The sequence below is a fragment of the Halococcus saccharolyticus DSM 5350 genome, from assembly GCF_000336915.1.
Taxonomy (GTDB): Archaea; Halobacteriota; Halobacteria; order Halobacteriales; family Halococcaceae; genus Halococcus; species Halococcus saccharolyticus.
Map to the genome: position 1 here is coordinate 80,182 of NZ_AOMD01000016.1, position 17,264 is coordinate 97,445.

Annotated in this window: 11 protein-coding genes and 1 pseudogene; 7 read left to right on the forward strand and 5 right to left on the reverse strand. The window is 62.9% G+C overall.

Going from position 1 to position 17,264, the window contains the following annotated elements; all coding sequences use genetic code 11:
- Window positions 1-256 precede the first annotated feature (256 nt).
- Window positions 257-1,171 (reverse strand): hypothetical protein, encoded by a 915-nt coding sequence (locus C449_RS06080; protein ID WP_006077094.1) that lies wholly within the window; start codon window positions 1,169-1,171, stop codon window positions 257-259.
- A 394-nt stretch (window positions 1,172-1,565) separates the two neighbouring features.
- A complete protein-coding gene (gene pan1, locus C449_RS06085) occupies window positions 1,566-2,780 on the reverse strand; it encodes a proteasome-activating nucleotidase Pan1 (protein ID WP_006077095.1) in 1,215 nt (404 codons plus the stop codon).
- Window positions 2,781-3,002: 222 nt separating this feature from the next.
- Between pan1 and C449_RS06090 the strand changes: the two genes are divergently transcribed.
- The 4 genes from C449_RS06090 (at window position 3,003) to C449_RS06105 (ending at window position 10,492) form a co-directional block, all read left to right on the forward strand.
- Complete coding sequence (locus C449_RS06090) at window positions 3,003-4,214, forward strand: metallophosphoesterase family protein (RefSeq protein WP_006077096.1); 1,212 nt, start codon at window positions 3,003-3,005, stop codon at window positions 4,212-4,214.
- Between the two features lie 4 nt (window positions 4,215-4,218).
- Window positions 4,219-6,981, forward strand: coding sequence for an AAA family ATPase (locus tag C449_RS06095; protein WP_006077097.1), 2,763 nt, complete (start codon window positions 4,219-4,221; stop codon window positions 6,979-6,981).
- 204 nt (window positions 6,982-7,185) lie between these two features.
- Window positions 7,186-8,481, forward strand: coding sequence for a DNA double-strand break repair nuclease NurA (locus C449_RS06100; RefSeq protein ID WP_006077098.1), 1,296 nt, complete (start codon window positions 7,186-7,188; stop codon window positions 8,479-8,481).
- Window positions 8,482-8,650: 169 nt separating this feature from the next.
- On the forward strand, window positions 8,651-10,492 hold the full coding sequence (locus C449_RS06105; protein WP_006077099.1) for an ATP-binding protein: 1,842 nt from the start codon (window positions 8,651-8,653) through the stop codon (window positions 10,490-10,492).
- 46 nt (window positions 10,493-10,538) lie between these two features.
- Here the strand turns inward: C449_RS06105 and C449_RS06110 are convergent.
- The 3 genes and pseudogenes from C449_RS06110 to C449_RS06120 form a co-directional block, all read right to left on the reverse strand.
- Window positions 10,539-10,775 (reverse strand): annotated as a pseudogene (locus tag C449_RS06110) (DUF7346 family protein); the annotation flags it as partial.
- Between the two features lie 24 nt (window positions 10,776-10,799).
- Window positions 10,800-11,141, reverse strand: a complete 342-nt coding sequence (locus tag C449_RS06115; protein WP_006077101.1) for a DUF7322 domain-containing protein — start codon at window positions 11,139-11,141, stop codon at window positions 10,800-10,802.
- Between the two features lie 47 nt (window positions 11,142-11,188).
- On the reverse strand, window positions 11,189-11,368 hold the full coding sequence (locus tag C449_RS06120) for a DUF7331 family protein (RefSeq protein ID WP_006077102.1): 180 nt from the start codon (window positions 11,366-11,368) through the stop codon (window positions 11,189-11,191).
- A 138-nt stretch (window positions 11,369-11,506) separates the two neighbouring features.
- On the opposite strand from C449_RS06120, the gene C449_RS06125 reads away from it, so the two are divergent.
- From C449_RS06125 to sufB, 3 genes are all read left to right on the forward strand, one after another.
- Entirely contained in the window at window positions 11,507-14,278 is a 2,772-nt protein-coding gene (locus tag C449_RS06125) for a DNA-directed DNA polymerase (protein ID WP_006077103.1), read from the forward strand.
- 598 nt (window positions 14,279-14,876) lie between these two features.
- Entirely contained in the window at window positions 14,877-15,788 is a 912-nt protein-coding gene (locus tag C449_RS06130) for an ABC transporter ATP-binding protein (protein ID WP_006077104.1), read from the forward strand.
- 30 nt (window positions 15,789-15,818) lie between these two features.
- Window positions 15,819-17,252 (forward strand): Fe-S cluster assembly protein SufB, encoded by a 1,434-nt coding sequence (gene sufB, locus C449_RS06135; RefSeq protein WP_006077106.1) that lies wholly within the window; start codon window positions 15,819-15,821, stop codon window positions 17,250-17,252.
- Window positions 17,253-17,264: the final 12 nt, after the last annotated feature.

The window sequence follows — 17,264 nt, forward strand, 5'->3', positions numbered from 1 at the left end:
GTCGCGGAGAGCGCCAGTGTTCTCACGCGAGCGAGGCGAAGCCGAGCGAGCGGGAGTTTTTCATGAACGTTCGTTAGAGCGGAGCTCTAACGCAGCCCATCAGAAGTCTTCGACTTCTGAGGACGTTTTTGCAAGCCGAGCGGGACGGCGGAGCCGTCCCGCTGGCCGTGCGAGCGGGCCTTCGGCCCGCGAGCAGACGGGGGTCGCGCGAACGAACGAAGTGAGTGAGCGCGATCCCCCCGCAGTAAAAAGGTTCTCAGGCGTATCCGAGCGACTTGAGACGTGCGGCGGTCGTACCGCTGGTCGCAGTGGCATCGTACTGTGCGGGTTCGTGGACCCGACGATCGGTCGCGGTGGTCTTGCACCACGGCACTTCCCGGAGGCAGGGGAGCGCGACGCCCTCGGCGTGGCCGTAGAGCCCCGCTTCACCTACGGCATTGCCGTGGTCTGCGGTCACGACCACCCGATCGGCGTCGACATGATCGAGCAGGAGCTGTACCTCGTCGAGCACGTACTCGAGGTTCGCTCGATAGCTCTCCCAGACCTCGCTCTCGGTCCGCTGGCCGAAGCGGAGCTCCTCCCAGACCGACATCGATTCGTCGCCGAACTCGTCGAGGGTGACGCCCGTATCGCGGTCGCCGTCGGGGATCGAGGGGAAGTGTGGCTGCATGTAGTGGACCACCATCCGATCGAACGAGCGCTCGCGGCCGACGGCGATGGTGCGGTCGGTCAGCGGTCGTGCGGGGATCGTTCCCAACTCGTCGTCCCACGCGTACCGCCAGACCTCGTCGACGAGGCCGAACGCTTCCTCGTCGAGATGGGATTCGGAGTAAGGGTTGCCCGTGATGTACGCCGTATCGCGGAGGTCGTCGGGGTCGGCGTCGCCGAAGACGCCTTCGATCCATTCGGTCGAGGTACTGCCCGCCGAAATCCGCGACTCGCCGCCGTAGAGGCCGTCGTAGCTCCCGTCAGCGACCACCTCGTCGAAGAGGTCGGCCCGGCACGCGTCGAGGACGATCAACAGGTCCCAGTCCTCGGCGTAGACGGGGTCGGGATCGACGGAGGGCACCGTTCCGAAGTACGCTCGCGAGAGGAACTCCCGGATGACGTCGGGCCCACCGTGACGGAGATTACGGTAGGCGTCGGCGACGTGCCGCCCGAGTCTGCGCATGACATATACGGGGGATCAGCGTGGGTATAAAGATTAATACTTGCTTGTGTGAGATGTTGGCGGAGTCTGTCACCAAATACGGTCCGATCCCGCCCTCGAAACGCCGTGTACAGCCACCATGCGGCTCATCTCTGTTGACCACAGCTTCCGTCAGACCGATCACGACTCCGACGGCTCGTGCTGCGGACGTTGTGGTATTGCGGTGCGGACCTGGTGGATGAAGGGCGAGTGAGCGAAGCGAACGAGGGCTTCTGCGGTGCTGTGCGGTTGCGGAGTGTGTCAGTAATCGTACCGTGAACGAGGCCGGAGGCCGAGTGAGCGGGTGTTTTTGATGAACCTTTTTGCGAGGAGTGGTGTGCGAGCGTAGCGAGCGCACCCGACGACGTAAAAAGGTTCAGGCGAAGGTTTTGGTGACTTCGTCGGACTCCTCGTCCTCGGCCTCGATCTTCGTCCACGCTTCGTCGAAATCGGCCATCCGGACCTCGGTGCGGTCGTCCCGGATGGCGAACATCCCGGCCTCAGTGCAGACAGCCTTGATGTCCGCGCCGCTGGCGTCGGTCGCGTTCGCCGCGAGGTCACCGAAGTCGACATCGTCGGCGAGATTCATGTCCTGAGTGTGGATCGCGAAGATCTTCTCGCGCCCCTCGGCGTCGGGTTTGGGAACTTCGATGAGCCGATCGAACCGACCGGGACGGAGGATGGCGCGATCGAGCATGTCGAAGCGGTTGGTGGCGGCGATGATCCGGATCTCGCCGCGCTCCTCGAACCCATCCATCTCGCTGAGGAGCTGCATCATCGTGCGCTGGACCTCGGCGTCGCCCGACGTTTTGGAGTCGGTGCGTTTGGAGGCGATCGCGTCGATCTCGTCGATGAAGATCACCGCGGGCTCGTGCTCGCGGGCAACCTCGAAGAGATCCCGGACGAGTTTCGCGCCCTCGCCGATGAACTTGTGGACGAGCTCCGAGCCCGCCATCTTGATGAAGGTCGCGTCGGTCTGGTTCGCGACCGCCTTCGCGAGCATCGTCTTCCCCGTCCCGGGCGGACCGTGGAGCAGCACACCCGATGGGGGCTGGATGCCGACGTCGTCGAACATCTCGGGACTTTCGAGGGGGAGCTCGACGGTCTCGCGCACCTCGTTCATCTGTTCTGCGAGGCCGCCGATGTCGTCGTAGTTCACTCCGGGGCTCTCCTCGACTTCCATCACGCGTGCCCGGACATCGGTCTCGTCCGAGAGGTCGGTCACCACGGAGAGGGAGTTGTTGACCGCGACACGGGAGCCGGGTTCGAGCTTCTCGCGGAGTTCGTCGGTGACCTCGGTGAGCGCCTCCTGGTTGTTGCCGTGCTGTTTGATGATGACGCCGTCCTCGGCGACTTCTTGGACCGTGGCGACGAACAGCGGCGACTGCTTCAGCTTCTTGTTCTCGTGGTTGAGCCGTTCGAGCTTCTGCTGGTACTTGTTGTTCTCGGCGTTCGCATCCAACAGTTTGTCGCGCATCTCCTCGTTCTGGGCGTCGAGGATGTCGATGCGATCTTCGAGCGACTCGATCTTCTCCTGGTGTGAGGCGTCGGTATCGTACGGTTGCTCCACGTCGTCCACCGTATCGGTCATTGCCAGAGATAGGGCGCTGGTTCATAAGAGACTTCGGGTCGCGTCACTGGCGGTGCAACGACGAAACCGGACTATTCCCGGTTTTTGTCGCTGTATGAGCAATTTCGCATCCTCAATTGGCGAGCGTCACTCGATCGGTCATTTTGATCGAGATGAACTGCTGTCGCGTCCCTACGCTTTTGTATAACACCCACCTGTAAGCCACAACCAGTCCTCTTTCCAATGACGACACTGCTCCACGTAAGCGACACACATCTCGGAAACCGACAGTATCGAAGCGACGTGCGTCGAGCGGATTTCGCCGACGGGTTCGACGCGGCTATCGACATCGCGACCGAAGAAGCAGTCGACGCAGTCATCCATACGGGCGATCTGTTCGACGACCCGTCCCCGAGTGTCCCGACGGTCAACCGCTGCCTCGACGCCGTCCGTCGCCTCGCCGAGGCAGATATCCCCTTCTACGCTATCGTCGGAAACCACGAACGAAAGCGCGAGGAGCAGTGGATGGACATCGTCAAGCGGTTCGGCAACACCGCTCGTCTCACGAAGACGCCCACCGTGGTGACGGACGCCGACGGCGACGATCCCGTCTCGCTGTACGGCATCGACGCCGTCCGCTCTCCCGAGTGGGAGACCGCCGATTTCGCCCTCGACGACTGTCCCGACGATCACGTATCCCTGCTCTGTATGCACGAACTGCTCGAACCGCTCGTCCCGCCCCACCGTGGTAATCCGTACGATCTCGAATCGGGCGTTCTCGATCGATTGAACTTCCTTCCCGATGGGCTCGCACTGGGCGATTTCCACTCGACGTGCCAGACCGAGACACGCGGCGTGACAGCGTTCTATCCTGGGGCAACCGAACGGTGCTCGGTCGCCGAGACCGGTACTCCGAGCGTCTATCTCATCGAAGTCGAAGAGGGGGACTTCACACTCACGACGCGAACCATCGAGAGTGCGGGCCGCGAGAACGTTCCCAGGGAGTTCGCCGTCGTGAACGTGGCGTTTGAGGCAGGACACGGGATCGAGTTCGTCGAGGAACGAGTGCTCGAGGAGGCCGGAACGAACGCCCTCGAAGAGCTGGTGGTCGTCGTTCGCCTCCGGGGAGCCGACGTTTCCGTCACCGCCAGCGATGTCCACGATCTGCTCGCCGACTACGACGTCGCCGTTCCTCACGTCTCCGACAAGCGAGTCGCCGAGGCGGAGTTCGACTTCGAGTTCGACGAGGGCGAGGCCGAGGCAGACATCGATCGCCTGCTCGACGACGCGGTAGGCGAGATCGACCTCTCGGCGATCACCGCTGGAGCCGACGATCTCGTCCGCTCCCCGGAGTGGGAGGACGTCGACGTGGACGACATCCGCGAGGAGATGAACGCCCGCATCCGAACGGCTCAGACCGAGACGTTTGGTGAGGCTACCATCGAGGAGCGATAATCCCGTGACACTCGTCTTCAACCAGCTTCGACTGGAGAACATCCGGAGCTACGACGATCAGACGGTAACGTTCGAGCGGGGTGAAAACCTCATCTTCGGCGCGAACGGTGCGGGCAAGTCGACCATCCTCCAGGGAGTGTTCGGCGGGCTGTTCCAGACGGCCATCAAGTACCAGGTCGGCACCGACTTCGACCTCCCGGATCTCGTCCGCAAGCAGGCCGACGAGGGGCGGCTCGTCCTCACGTTCGAGGCGGGCGGCGAGGAGTACACCGTCGACTGGCGGATCGAGAAGACCTACGACGACGGCGAGGTCGATGGTGCGAAGACCAAGAGCGGCTATCCGCAACTCTCCTCCCCAGCGCTCGACGAGGACATCTCGCAGGTCGGTACGGTGCAGGAGGAGATTCGCCGTATTATCGGGATGGACGCCGAATCGTTCGTCAACTCCGTCTACGTCCAACAGGGTGATATCACCCGGCTCATCCACGCCGACACCGAGACGCGGCGTGAGATCCTCGATGGCTTGCTCGGACTGCACCACCTCGACGATCTCGTCGACCGGATGGACGCAGTGCGTCTCGAATACGGCAAGGCCGAACGCGACGCGAAGGCGAAACGCACCGAGACGCGGAACCGTCTCGACGAGTTTCCCGAACGGGACGAGATCCAGGCGGAGATCGCCGAAACCGCCGAGAGGATATCGGACAAGAAGGACGACGTCGCCGACAACGAGGACGAGCTCGAAAGTCTCCGCGAGCTGAAATCGGACAACGAGGAGACACTCGACCGCATCGACGACCTCGAAAGCGATCTCGAAGCGAAACGCGAGAAGCTCGCGGATGCCGAGGACGACCACGAACGCCACAAGGAATCCCTCGAAGCGGAGCAGGCCGCCAGGCGGGAAGCCGAGAGCACTTTCGACGAGAAGCGCGAGGCACTCGACGAACTCAGAGAGCACAACGCGACTCCCGACGACGCACTCCGTTCGAAAGAGGCCGCCGAGAGTGCGTACGAAAGCGCCCAGTCCACGGCCGAATCCGCTCGAGCGTCGGTACAGTCGATCGAAGAGGGAACGCTCTCGACGCTCGCCGTCGAGATCGAAACGCTCGACGAAGCGATCACCGAGACGAGAGACGACATCGACGAGGTCGAGGAAACGCTCGAACTCGCCGGAGAAAAGAAGGCTACGGGTGAGTCGCACCGGACCGACGCTGAGGAGCGTGCCGAGCGACTCGAAACCGACCTCGACGAGACGAAAGCCGACATCGCCGACCGAGCCGACGAACTCGACATTCCACGGGACGCGTCGCTGCGGGCACTCGCACAGTCTCACATCCCCGAAAAACGACGAACCGTCTCCGAGGAACGCGAGACTGTCCGCGAAGAGCGCGGCCGGCTCGAAACTCTCCAGGGCCAAGTCGACGAACTGGCTGCCGAGAGCGAGTGTCCCGTCTGTGGGGCGAGCGAGGACGCCCACGACATCGACACCGACGCCGTCGCCGAGGAACACGCCGCCGCCCTGGTAGAGAAAAACGAACGGCTCGACAAACTAGAAGTCGAACGCGAGCGTCTCGACGCCCTCGAACGGCAGGTGACCGAGGCCATCGATCTCCGCGACGACCTCGACGACGCCCGCGAAACGGCCTCGGACGCACAGGACGACATCGACGAGGCCGAAGCGACGATCGAGGAGTGTGAGTCGGAACTCGAATCGCTTCAGGAGGAACTTGCCGAACGGCAGGACGAGCGCGAGGAGAAGCGCGAGGAGAAGCAGGCAGCAGAAGCGGAACTCGAGACCGCCCGCGAGCGCGTTGTAGAGGCTGAAACCACCGAGCGGCTCGTCGGCCGGGCCGTCGACCTGTACGAGAACATCGACGACATCGAAGGACAGGTCTCACAGCACGAGCAGAACATCGAGAACGTCCGCGAACTCCGTCGCCAGGCGCACGACCGCGTCCGTGACCTCGAAGCGGACGTCGAGGTACTGGAGGATGAACTCGGTGACGCTAACCCGGACGACCTCCGCGCTGAAATCGCCGAGATCGAAGAGTTGGTGGAGGAGATCCACGACGAGAAAGCCGAAGCCGAAGCACACATCGAGAATCTCACCGGCCGTCTCGCCGAACTCAATCAGACGAAACGCCAGCTCCAGGACGAACGCGAACGCGTCGCGATGCTTGATGATCAGGTGACGTGGGCCGCAGAGCACCACGAGGAGGCGGCGGCAGTGATGGAGAAGTACCGGGAGGTCCGCGGGAAGCTCCGCGAACGCAACCTTGCGAAGCTCAACCAGTACACGAACGAGATGTTCGGCGATCTTTATCAGTCTCAGTCCTACCGAGGCGTTCGGATCGACAAGAAGTACAACATTCATCTGATCGCCGCCGATGGCGAACTCATCGAACCCGAGCTGTCGAGCGGCGGCGAATCGACCATCCTGAACCTCGCGCTTCGGGCGGGCGTCTACCGCATCATCGCCCAGCGCGACGGCGTCGCCGGATCGGCGCTGCCGCCGTTCATCCTCGACGAGCCGACGACCTATCTCGACGACGATCACGTCGGCGAACTCCAGACGATGATCGAGACCATCAGCGACTGGAACGTGCCCCAGGTGCTCGTCGTGAGCCACGACGAGACCCTCATCGAGAACAGCGATCACACGATCTTCGTCGAGAAGGACCCCGCGACCGAGACCAGCCGCGTTCGAACGAGCAACGCATCGCCCTCACCCCAACCGAACGAAGAAGCCGAGGCTGCGGACGACTGAAACTCCCACAGCAGGGCCAACACATCGGACGAGCCAACACGATTGACTGGTGCCCGTACGCACGGTTGACAGGCACCGATCCGGTACGGCACAGCCGTTTTCGGCTCGGGAAGGTTTATGCACGAACCTATCGAAACGGCGTGCAGCCGAGATGATACGATACGACGCCCGTGATCCCCGTGCTGGTGATCTCGAATGACGGAAATGGAGACGTACGCCGCGTTCGAGGAGATGTTCGACGAGCTCAACAGCGCCGTCGGCGAGTTCGCGGACCAGCAGACCACGACGGCGGCCGACGCCATCGCGGAGTTCACCCGCGACGGCGGGAACGTCACGACCCTCACCGACGAGGCGTTCGCCGTCACCCACGAACCGACGAGCGAACTCGACGAGTGGGACGACCCGTGGCCCGTCACCTACGGCGTCGACGGCTCCACGACCCGCTCGCTCCGCTTCGACAACGGTCTCATCGCTGGAGCGAGCGCCGCGAAACTCGGCGTCTCCGGCGAGAGCGACAACACCGATCTCGCGCGCCACACCACGACGACGCTCGTTGCGCACCTCAACGATGAAGATTTCTCGTTGAGCGGTGTTCGGGGCGCTGCTCTCGACATTCCGGACGGCGTCGACGCTCATCTCTTTCGGTTCCCTCCATGTGAGCGCACGAGCCGGCTCGAAAAGTACGTCGTCGGCGTCTCGCGAACGTACGCAGAGGGTCGACACGCGCGCGAACTCGCCGGCGAACTCGACGGACCGCTGTTCGTCGACGGGCCGCTGTATCCGAATCCGGCGTTCGGCTGGATGCTGTTCGAACAGGCGGAAGCGGGACCACGACACATGACGGAGATCTGGCCCGAGATGGTCGCCGATATCCTCCAGAACTACGTTTCGACCATCGAAACGATGTACGAGAACGATCTCCCCGTCATCGGGATCGTCAAAACGGGTCGTTCGTCGGTCGCGCTGACCGCTCTCGAAGACAAGATCCGGAACACGGATGTCGATGGGATGGAACTCCCGCTTCCGTGGACGAGTGACATCCAACTGTTCAGCAACGCCCTCCACACCGAAGACGATCTTTACGGCGATCGTGGCCATCTCATCAGCTACACACCGTGGCTGTTCCAGACCGAACAGACCGCCCACGGCGAGTCGGTCGTCCCGTTTGGATCGTTCGATGGCGTATCGCTCCAGTACGGCGATCCCCAGGAGTACCAGCGGGCATTCTTCTACGCTCGATGTCCGCGATCGGGGACTGTGATGCGCATCGAGACACCGTACGTGTTCGCCCGGAACGATCGAGTCCGCGAACGGATTCAGCGGAAGGCGCTCGTCGAACTCGCCCAACAGCAAAACGAACCTCGGGCGATCACGTTCGCCGACGAGAACGCCCGTATCACGAGAAGCGACCGTAAGAACCTCCGTGACCTCATCCAGAGCGTTGCTTCCGTTGAGGATCGCAACGAACAACGCGGCCACGATCGGTTCGAGAGCGAGTGACTCCAGGCGGTTCTCGCTCGCCCACCGTCAGGTGGAATTCCTCCCGGTTCGGTTGATCCATCGACAATGGTGCTAATCGTGCTTTAGCAAGCATACTACTAGACTGAAGACGAATCTTGGGTAAAGTTTTAACAAGAGTTGCGCCGAACCGGTGCAGTAGCAACCCCACATGAGTGAGACGAGCTTGGACGAGATCAAGGCGAGACGAGGTAGCGGCGACAAGACCGGTACGACTGCCGAGATACCGGCCCCGTTCGGTGCGGACGAGGGCCAGCGCGTCGGCCACGTCACCGCCCAGGACGAACCCATCGTGGTCGATCGTGAGGAGTCCTGTGTCCGCGTGTTCGTCGACTCGGATACCCGCGAGAGCGTTCGACTCGGCGACTACCTCCGGGTGCCGTACCCCGCCGCTCCCGGTGGGGATCACCCGACGACGATGCTGGTCGGCGTGATCGCCCGGCTCGAATACGAGACCGTCGCCGACATCACCGACAAGCGCGACGGTGGCTACCACAACCCGCCAGGCGAGCAGTCGTTCGCGTACGTCGCCCGGATCGACCCGATCAGTACGGTGGAGCTTGATCTCGACGACGGGGACGAGCCGCTTCGCCAGGCCACCGTCGACAAGCCGCCGAAACCAGGGGCCGACGCGTATCTCGTCGAAAACGAGGCGTTCCTCCGGACCGCGCTCCGGATCCCTCACGAGGGGGCGTTCGTCGGTCACATGGCCGTCAGCGGCGATCGCATCCCGAGCGAAGACGATCCTCTCCCGTACTACCTGTTCAACCCGAACGCGACCGACGGGAACGAGGACGCGGGCGAACCGACGGTGTTTCGCCACCTCCAGGTCGCCGGCTCGACCGGCCAGGGCAAGACCCACGCCTCGAAGAACGTCCTCCGACAGCTCGCCACTGAGAAACGCTACACGATCGAAGTACCGCCGGAAGAGCGCGAGGCGGCGACGGCCGACATTCAGGACGAACGCGTTCGGGGGCTGAACGCTACCGTGATCGATCCGGAGGGCGAGTACGTCGAGATGGGTGACGATCCCGACGACGCCGACTACACCCAGGCGCTCCATGACCGACTCGACAATCAAGATATCCGTCACGGCGGTATCAGCGACGATCCGAACGTCGACTTCGAGATATTCGTCCCGTACATCGAGGACACGAACATCGACCACAACGACGCCGAGGCGTTCGGGATTCCGTTCGAACTGGTACGTACCAACCGACAGTTGCTGTACTCGTCGGAACCGCCTGAACGGACGCGCTCGGCGATCAACGACGTCATCTCGGGCTACTTCCGACAGGAGAACGGCACCCCGACGTACGATGAGTTTTCGACGTACGCCGAGACGATGCTCGACGACGACAACGACGCCATCACCGAGATGGATTCTGTGAAAATCGCCGCCAGGGAGCGTATCGTCGACAAGTACGAGTACAACCGCATCTTCGATCACGGTACTCAGTCACTGACTGATCTCACCCAGCGAATGTTCTCCCCATCGCAGGTGACGGTCATCCCGACAGACCACCTCCGTGGTCAGACCGATCGGATCGTCGTGTCGTGTCTACTCGCACACATCGTCGGCAACAAAGTGGGGAGCAACGTCGACTACCCGCACATCAAGGGGACGCCGCTACTTCTGGCGCTGGATGAGGCCCACGAGTATCTCACCGGTGAGGGGAACGATCCCCGAGAGAACTACCTCGTCCGCAACTTCCAGCAGGCCGCAAAGCGCGGCCGGAAGGACAAGTTCGGTCTCTACATCATCACGCAGACGCCCCAGGACATCAACGAAGACGTCCGAAAACAGATGAACACCCGGATCTATCTCGGTCTCGAACGAGACGTGGTCGACAGCCACGACGTGTACGTCCCGGACGAGTTCGAGGACGCCGTAACGCAGTTCAATAAGGGGCAGATGGTGGTCAAGCAACCCAACGTCCGTCCGGTCGAGATCGCCGGACTGCCGGTCTGTCTGACACGGCACTCGAACTGACGGCCCGCAGAACAATCCGACTTCCGTCGAGACGTGGCGTGTGGTGCTATACTTTTTCGCTTCGGTTGAGCACCTGACGTGCTCGCTCGGTGGTCCGATACCCACGCTCGCCGGCCACCTCGGCTTCCGCGAGCAGTCCCGCAGCCCGGAGCTCTGCACACAGCCCGTGGAGATCGCTCTCGCAGAGATCGTACCGCGACAGCAGCGTTCGCACCGCGAACGGCCCGTTGGCGTCGATCTCACGCAACAGCGCGAGCGCGCGGTCGTCCCGGGCAGTTTCCATACTCACCCTACCGACCACGGCCGGTTAGCGGTTTTGATACCGTCGGTATCGTCGGTAGCCGTTCGCGAACGCTACGAGTCCGATCGCGACCCCGAGCCCTGCGAGCCGCCACCGGCCCCGGAAGTACCCCATCAATAGCCCCAGCGTCGCCGCGATCACGCCGATCTTGATCGCGAAGACGCTTCCCCAGAACGCCCGGAGCAGCTTCGGCGACGCGTCGACATCCGACGTATCGGGGATCGAAACCGACGGATCGTCGGGCCCGAGCTCCGCGTCGAGTGCCCCCACGTCGAGCCCGAGATCCGCACCCGGCAGCGAGTCGCCGGCGTCGTCCGGTGTCGAATCGCCTGGCGGGTCGTCTGGCACGTCCGGAGGATCGGGTCCGCGGCGCAAAAGGATTCCGTACCGATTCCTCAGATCTGATCCGCGAGCCGGAGCGCGTGGCCGGCTTCGAGCCACGCGAGCGGGTTCGTGGCGTCGTAGAACACGACCCCATCGTCGATTTCGTAGCGTTCGGTGGTCGCGATACCGGTCGGCGGTGACGGCTCGGCGTCCGGGACGGGTGGATCGGGACGATCAGTCGTGTTTGACATGCTATGTCGCGGTACTCAATACCACGTAATAGGGTTTGTGGATTCGGTCAATGCTGTCCCGGCGCTGGTGCGGTAAGCCGGGACGGGTTCGACGCGACGACCGCGGGGATTTTTACCGGCGGGGTCGAACCACAGTCCATGACTGAGGAGGGGACCACGCAGGCGACGCTCGGCGACAGCGTCGCTCCGGGCGGGAACGATCGGTCGGCAGCGGCAACGGCAGCCCGCGCGGTCGCCGGCGACGGCGGAGCGAACGCCGAGATCACCGATCCCGCCGCACGGCGCTACCCCGACGCCGACAATACTGTGGAGATCGCGGTGACACAGGTCGATTACACGATCGAGGGCAGCGGCGACGAGGAAACGCCGATCATTCACGTTTTCGGCCGCACGGACGAGGGCGAGGTCGAACACATCCGCGTCCACGAGTTCCGCCCGTACTTCTACGCGCCGACCGAATCGCTCGCCGCGGACGACGACCGACTCGACCACGATCGAATCACCGGCTGGGAGGAATCGGCCGCGGACGGCGACTCCTACGAGAGCATTCGTGGTGAGTCCCTCACCAAGATCTTCGGCCAGACCCCGCGCGACGTCGGCCAGATCCGCGACCGGTTCGACCACTACGAGGCCGACGTCCTGTTTCCGAATCGCTTTCTGATCGACACGGACGTGACGAGCGGGATTCGTGTCCCCGAGCGGCGGGCGACGGACGACGCGCTCGTGGTTCCCCACGACGAGGTCGAACCGATCGAGATGCAAGCCGAGGCCCGGGTCTGCACCTTCGATATCGAGGTCGACGACCGATCGGGGTTCCCGGAGGACGGCGAGGAGACGATCATCTGCCTGTCGAGCCACGACTCCACCTGTGACGAGTACGCCGTCTGGCTCTACGAGTCCCCCGACGGGGAATCCGGTCCCGAGGAACTCGCGAAGTACGAAGGGATCGACGGTGGCAGCGGCGACGACGGCGGGAGTGGCAGTGAGGACGACGAGATCGATGCCGACGTTCACCGCTTCGACACCGAGGAGGCCATGCTCGCGGCGTTTCTCGACTATATCGAGGACACCGATCCGGACGTCATGACCGGCTGGAACTTCACCGACTTCGACGCACCGTACTTCATCGATCGGCTCGAAGAACTCGGTGGTGCGGACTGTGAGGAACACGACCTCGATCCCGATCGGCTCTCGCGGGTGAACGAGGTCTGGCGCTCGGACTGGCAGGGCCCGAACGTCAAGGGCCGCGTGATGTTCGACCTGCTCTACGCCTACCAGCGCACCCAGTTCACCGAACTCGATTCGTATCGGTTGGATGCCGTCGGCGAGGTCGAACTCGACGCCGGCAAGGAGCGGTATCCAGGCGACATCGGCGACCTCTGGGAAGACGATCCCGAGCGACTTCTCGAATACAACCTCCGGGACGTGGAGCTCTGCGTCGAGATCGACCGCCAGCAGGGCGTGATTCCGTTCTGGCAGGAGGTCGCCACGTTCGTGGGTTGCAAGCTGGAGGACGCCACCACGCCCGGTGACGCGGTGGACATGTACGTCCTCCACGAGGCCCACGGCAAGTTCGCGCTCCCCTCGAAGGGCCAGCAGGAGACCGAGGATTTCGAGGGCGGCGCGGTGTTCGATCCCATCACTGGCGTGAAGGAGATGGTCTCGGTGCTCGACCTCAAGTCCCTCTATCCGATGTCGATGGTGACGATCAACGCCTCGCCCGAGACCCAGGTCGACCCCGAAACCTACGACGGCGAGACCTATCAGACACCGACTGGAATCCACTTCCGGAAGGAACCCGACGGGATGATCCGCGAGATGGTCGACGAGCTCCTCACCGAGCGCGAGGAGAAGAAAGCTCGCCGCGACGACCACACACCCGGCACCGGCGAGTACCAGCGATTCGATCGCCAGCAGCAGGCCGTGAAGGTCATCATGAACAGCCTCTACGGCGTGTTCGGCTGGGATCGCTTCCGGCTGTACGACCGGGCGATGAGTGCGGGCGTGACCTCCACCAACCGGGAGGTCATCGCTTTCACCGAGGGTGCCGCGAACGAGATGGGCTACGACGTTGCCTACGGCGACACCGACAGCGTGATGCTCGAACTCGGTGCCGACACCACGAAGGACGAGGCCATCGAGCAGGCCTTCGCAATCGAGGATCACATCAACGACGCGTACGACGAGTTCGCGCGAGACTCACTCAACGCCGACGACCATCGCTTCCAGATCGAGTTCGAGAAGCTCTACCGTCGATTTTTCCAGGCCGGCAAGAAAAAACGCTACGCCGGCCACATCATCTGGAAGGAAGGCAAAGACGTCGACGACGTCGATATCACGGGATTCGAGTACAAACGTTCGGACATCGCACCGATCACCAAACGCGTCCAGCGCGAGGTGATCGAGCGGATCGTCCACGGCGAGGACCTCGACGAAGTCGAAACCTACGTCCACGACGTGATTCAGGAGTTCAGCGCGGAGGGCTCCGTTCCGCTCGACGAGATCGGCATCCCGGGCGGGATCGGCAAGCGTCTCGACGACTACGACACCGACACCGCTCAGGTCCGCGGCGCGAAGTACGCGAATCTCCTGCTGGGAACGAACTTCCAGCGCGGCAGCAAACCCAAACGGCTCTATCTCGATCGCGTCCATCCGGACTTCTTCGAGCGCGTCGACGACTCTGCCTTCGACACCGCAGAACAAGCCCTCTACACCGAGTTCCGTCGCACGCCCGACGTGATCTGCTTCGAGTACGAAGACCAGATCCCCGAGGAGTTCGAGGTCGACTGGGAGAAGATGCTCGAAAAGACCCTCAAAGGCCCGATCGCGCGCGTCATCGAGGCGGTCGGCGTCTCGTGGCAGGAGGTCAAATCCGGCCAGACCCAAACCGGACTCCAGAGCTTCACCTGAACCTTTTTACTGTGGGGGTGCGCTCGCTCGTTTCACTCGCTCGCCCACCCTCGCTTGCAAAAACATCCTCAGAAGTCTTCGACTTCTGATGGGCTGCGTTAGAGCTCCGCTCTAACGAACGTTCATGAAAAACACCCGTTCACTCGCGCCTCCGGCGCTCGTTCACGGTACAATACTGACACACTCCGCAACCACCCTGCAACCGCATAGCACCGCCGAAGCCCTCGGCGTCTCACGCGAGCGGAGCGAGCGTGAGGGTCGTCGTGGAGCGAAGCGGAACGACGGCGCGCGCTCACTCCGTTCGCTCGCGTGCTTCGCCCTTCATCCGCCGGGAGAGCAAAGCTCTCCCGAGCCTCGACTCGCTTCGCTCGTCGAGACGCCAGGACCGCCCCGCACAGCACCGCCGTCCGCCTCACACTGCACCGCAGACCGCACCGCACCACCCCGCTCCATCGACGGTCGCTCACCGCCGATTCTCCAATGCGAAACTCGCTCGCGAGTTCCGTTCGCGGCAAACAAATTTTCCCCCATCGAAAATCGTTACAGGTGAATGGAAACCATTATCAGGTCGACGGGCCAACAGACGGACGATAGGACTATGGCACGCTTAGAGCTACGGGACCTCCACGCACAGGTCGCGGAGGGCGGCGAGAAGATCCTCGACGGGGTCAATCTCGAAGTTCGATCGGGTGAGATCCACGCACTGATGGGACCGAATGGGTCGGGCAAGTCGACGACCGCGAAGGTCATCGCCGGCCACCCGGCCTACGAGGTCACCGACGGCGAGGTGCTCGTTCATCTCGATGAAGACGAGTTCGAGGACATCGAGATCCCCGAGGACATGCGGACGGTGAACCTCCTCGACCTCGAACCTAACGAGCGCGCGGCGCTCGGCGTCTTCCTCGGCTTCCAGTATCCCGCCGAGATCGAGGGCGTCACGATGGTGAACTTCCTCCGCACAGCCTTAAACGCCAAACTCGAAGAGCGCGAAGAGTTCTTCGAGGACGACGAAGGCGACGAGGAAGCAGCCGAGGACGAGGACGCCGGCTACGACACCTCACCGATGGAGGGCGATGTCGAGGAGGGCGAGGTCGGTGTCGCGGAGTTTCAGGAGATCATGGCCGAGAAGATGGAACAGCTCGACATGGACGCCCAGTTCGCCCAGCGCTATCTCAACGCGGGCTTCTCGGGCGGCGAGAAAAAGCAGAACGAGGTGCTTCAGGCTGCGATCCTCGAGCCGTCGATCGCGGTGCTCGACGAGATCGACTCCGGGCTCGACATCGACCGGCTCCAGGACGTCTCGAACGGGATCAACGCGCTCCGCGACGAGCAGGGCGCGGGCATCCTCCAGATCACCCACTACCAGCGGATCCTCGACTACGTCGAGCCAGATCACGTCCACGTGATGCTCGACGGCAAGATCGCGAAAAGCGGCGGCGCGGAGTTGGCCCACCAGCTCGAAGACGAGGGCTACGACTGGGTCCGTGAGGAAGCCTACGAGACAGCCTGATAAGGCTTCGACCACTACACACTACACATCATGAGTTCGGATCAAGATCAACTGCGCGAGACCGACACGGAAGCGCGCTTCGAGTTCAAAAAAGAGGAGAGTTCGGCATTCCGGGCGGAAAAGGGCGACCTCGACGAGGAGACCATCCGCCTGATCTCCGAGGACAAGGACGAGCCCGAGTGGATGCTGGAGCGCCGGCTTCGCGCGCTCCAGCAGTTCCACGCGATGCCGATGCCGACCGACTGGCCCGGCCAACCCGACCTCTCGGAGGTCGACATCGGCCAGATCGTCCCGTACATCCGGCCCGACATCGACACCCGCGGTGGTGTCGACGACTGGACCGACCTCCCCGAGGAGATCCAGGACACCTTCGACAAGCTCGGGATCCCCGAGGCAGAGAAGAACGCCCTCTCCGGGGTGGGCGCGCAGTACGAGTCCGAGATCGTCTACCAGAACATGCAGGAGCGCTGGCAGGAGAAGGGCGTCATCTTCTGTGACATGGACAAGGCGGTCCGGGAGCACGAGGAGATCGTCAAGGAGCACTTCATGACGAACTGCGTGCCGGCGAGCGACAACAAGTTCGCGGCGCTCCACGGTGCGATCTGGTCGGGCGGCTCGTTCGTCTACGTCCCCGAGGACGTCACGGTCGAGATGCCGATCCAGGCGTACTTCCGGATGAACTCCGAAGGGATGGGCCAGTTCGAGCACACCCTCATCATCGCCGAGGAGAACTCGGAAGTCCACTACATCGAGGGCTGTTCGGCTCCCCAGTACAGCGAGTTCAACCTCCACTCGGGCGGTGTCGAGGTGTTCGTCGGCGAGAACGCCCACGTCCAGTATTCGACGGTGCAGAACTGGTCGAAGAACACCTACAACCTGAACACCAAGCGCGCGATCTGCGAGCGCGAGGGCACGATGGAGTGGGTCTCGGGCTCGATGGGCTCGAAGGCCACGATGCTCTACCCCTCGACCATCCTCAAGGGCCGCGGCGCGACCGACAACCACATCACGATCGCCTTTGCGGGCGAGGGTCAGAACATCGACACCGGCGCGAAGGTCTACCACAACGCGCCCGACACCAAGAGCACGATCGAGTCGAAGTCGATCAGCAAGGATGGCGGCCGCACGAACTACCGTGGCCTCGTCCACATCTCCGACGGCGCGGAGAACTCCTCGACCAGCGTCGAGTGTGACGCGCTGATGTTCGACAACGAGAGTACGTCGGACACGATGCCGTACATGGAGATCGAGGAGTCGAAGGTCGACGTCGCCCACGAAGCGACAGTCGGCAAGATCGGCGACGAGGACGTCTTCTACCTCCAGAGCCGGGGCCTCGACGACGACGACGCGAAGCAGATGATCGTTGCCGGGTTCATCGAGCCGATCACCGAAGAACTACCCATCGAGTACGCGGTCGAGCTCAACCGGCTGATCGAACTCGAAATGGAAGGGAGCCTCGGGTAAGCTCCCCACCGG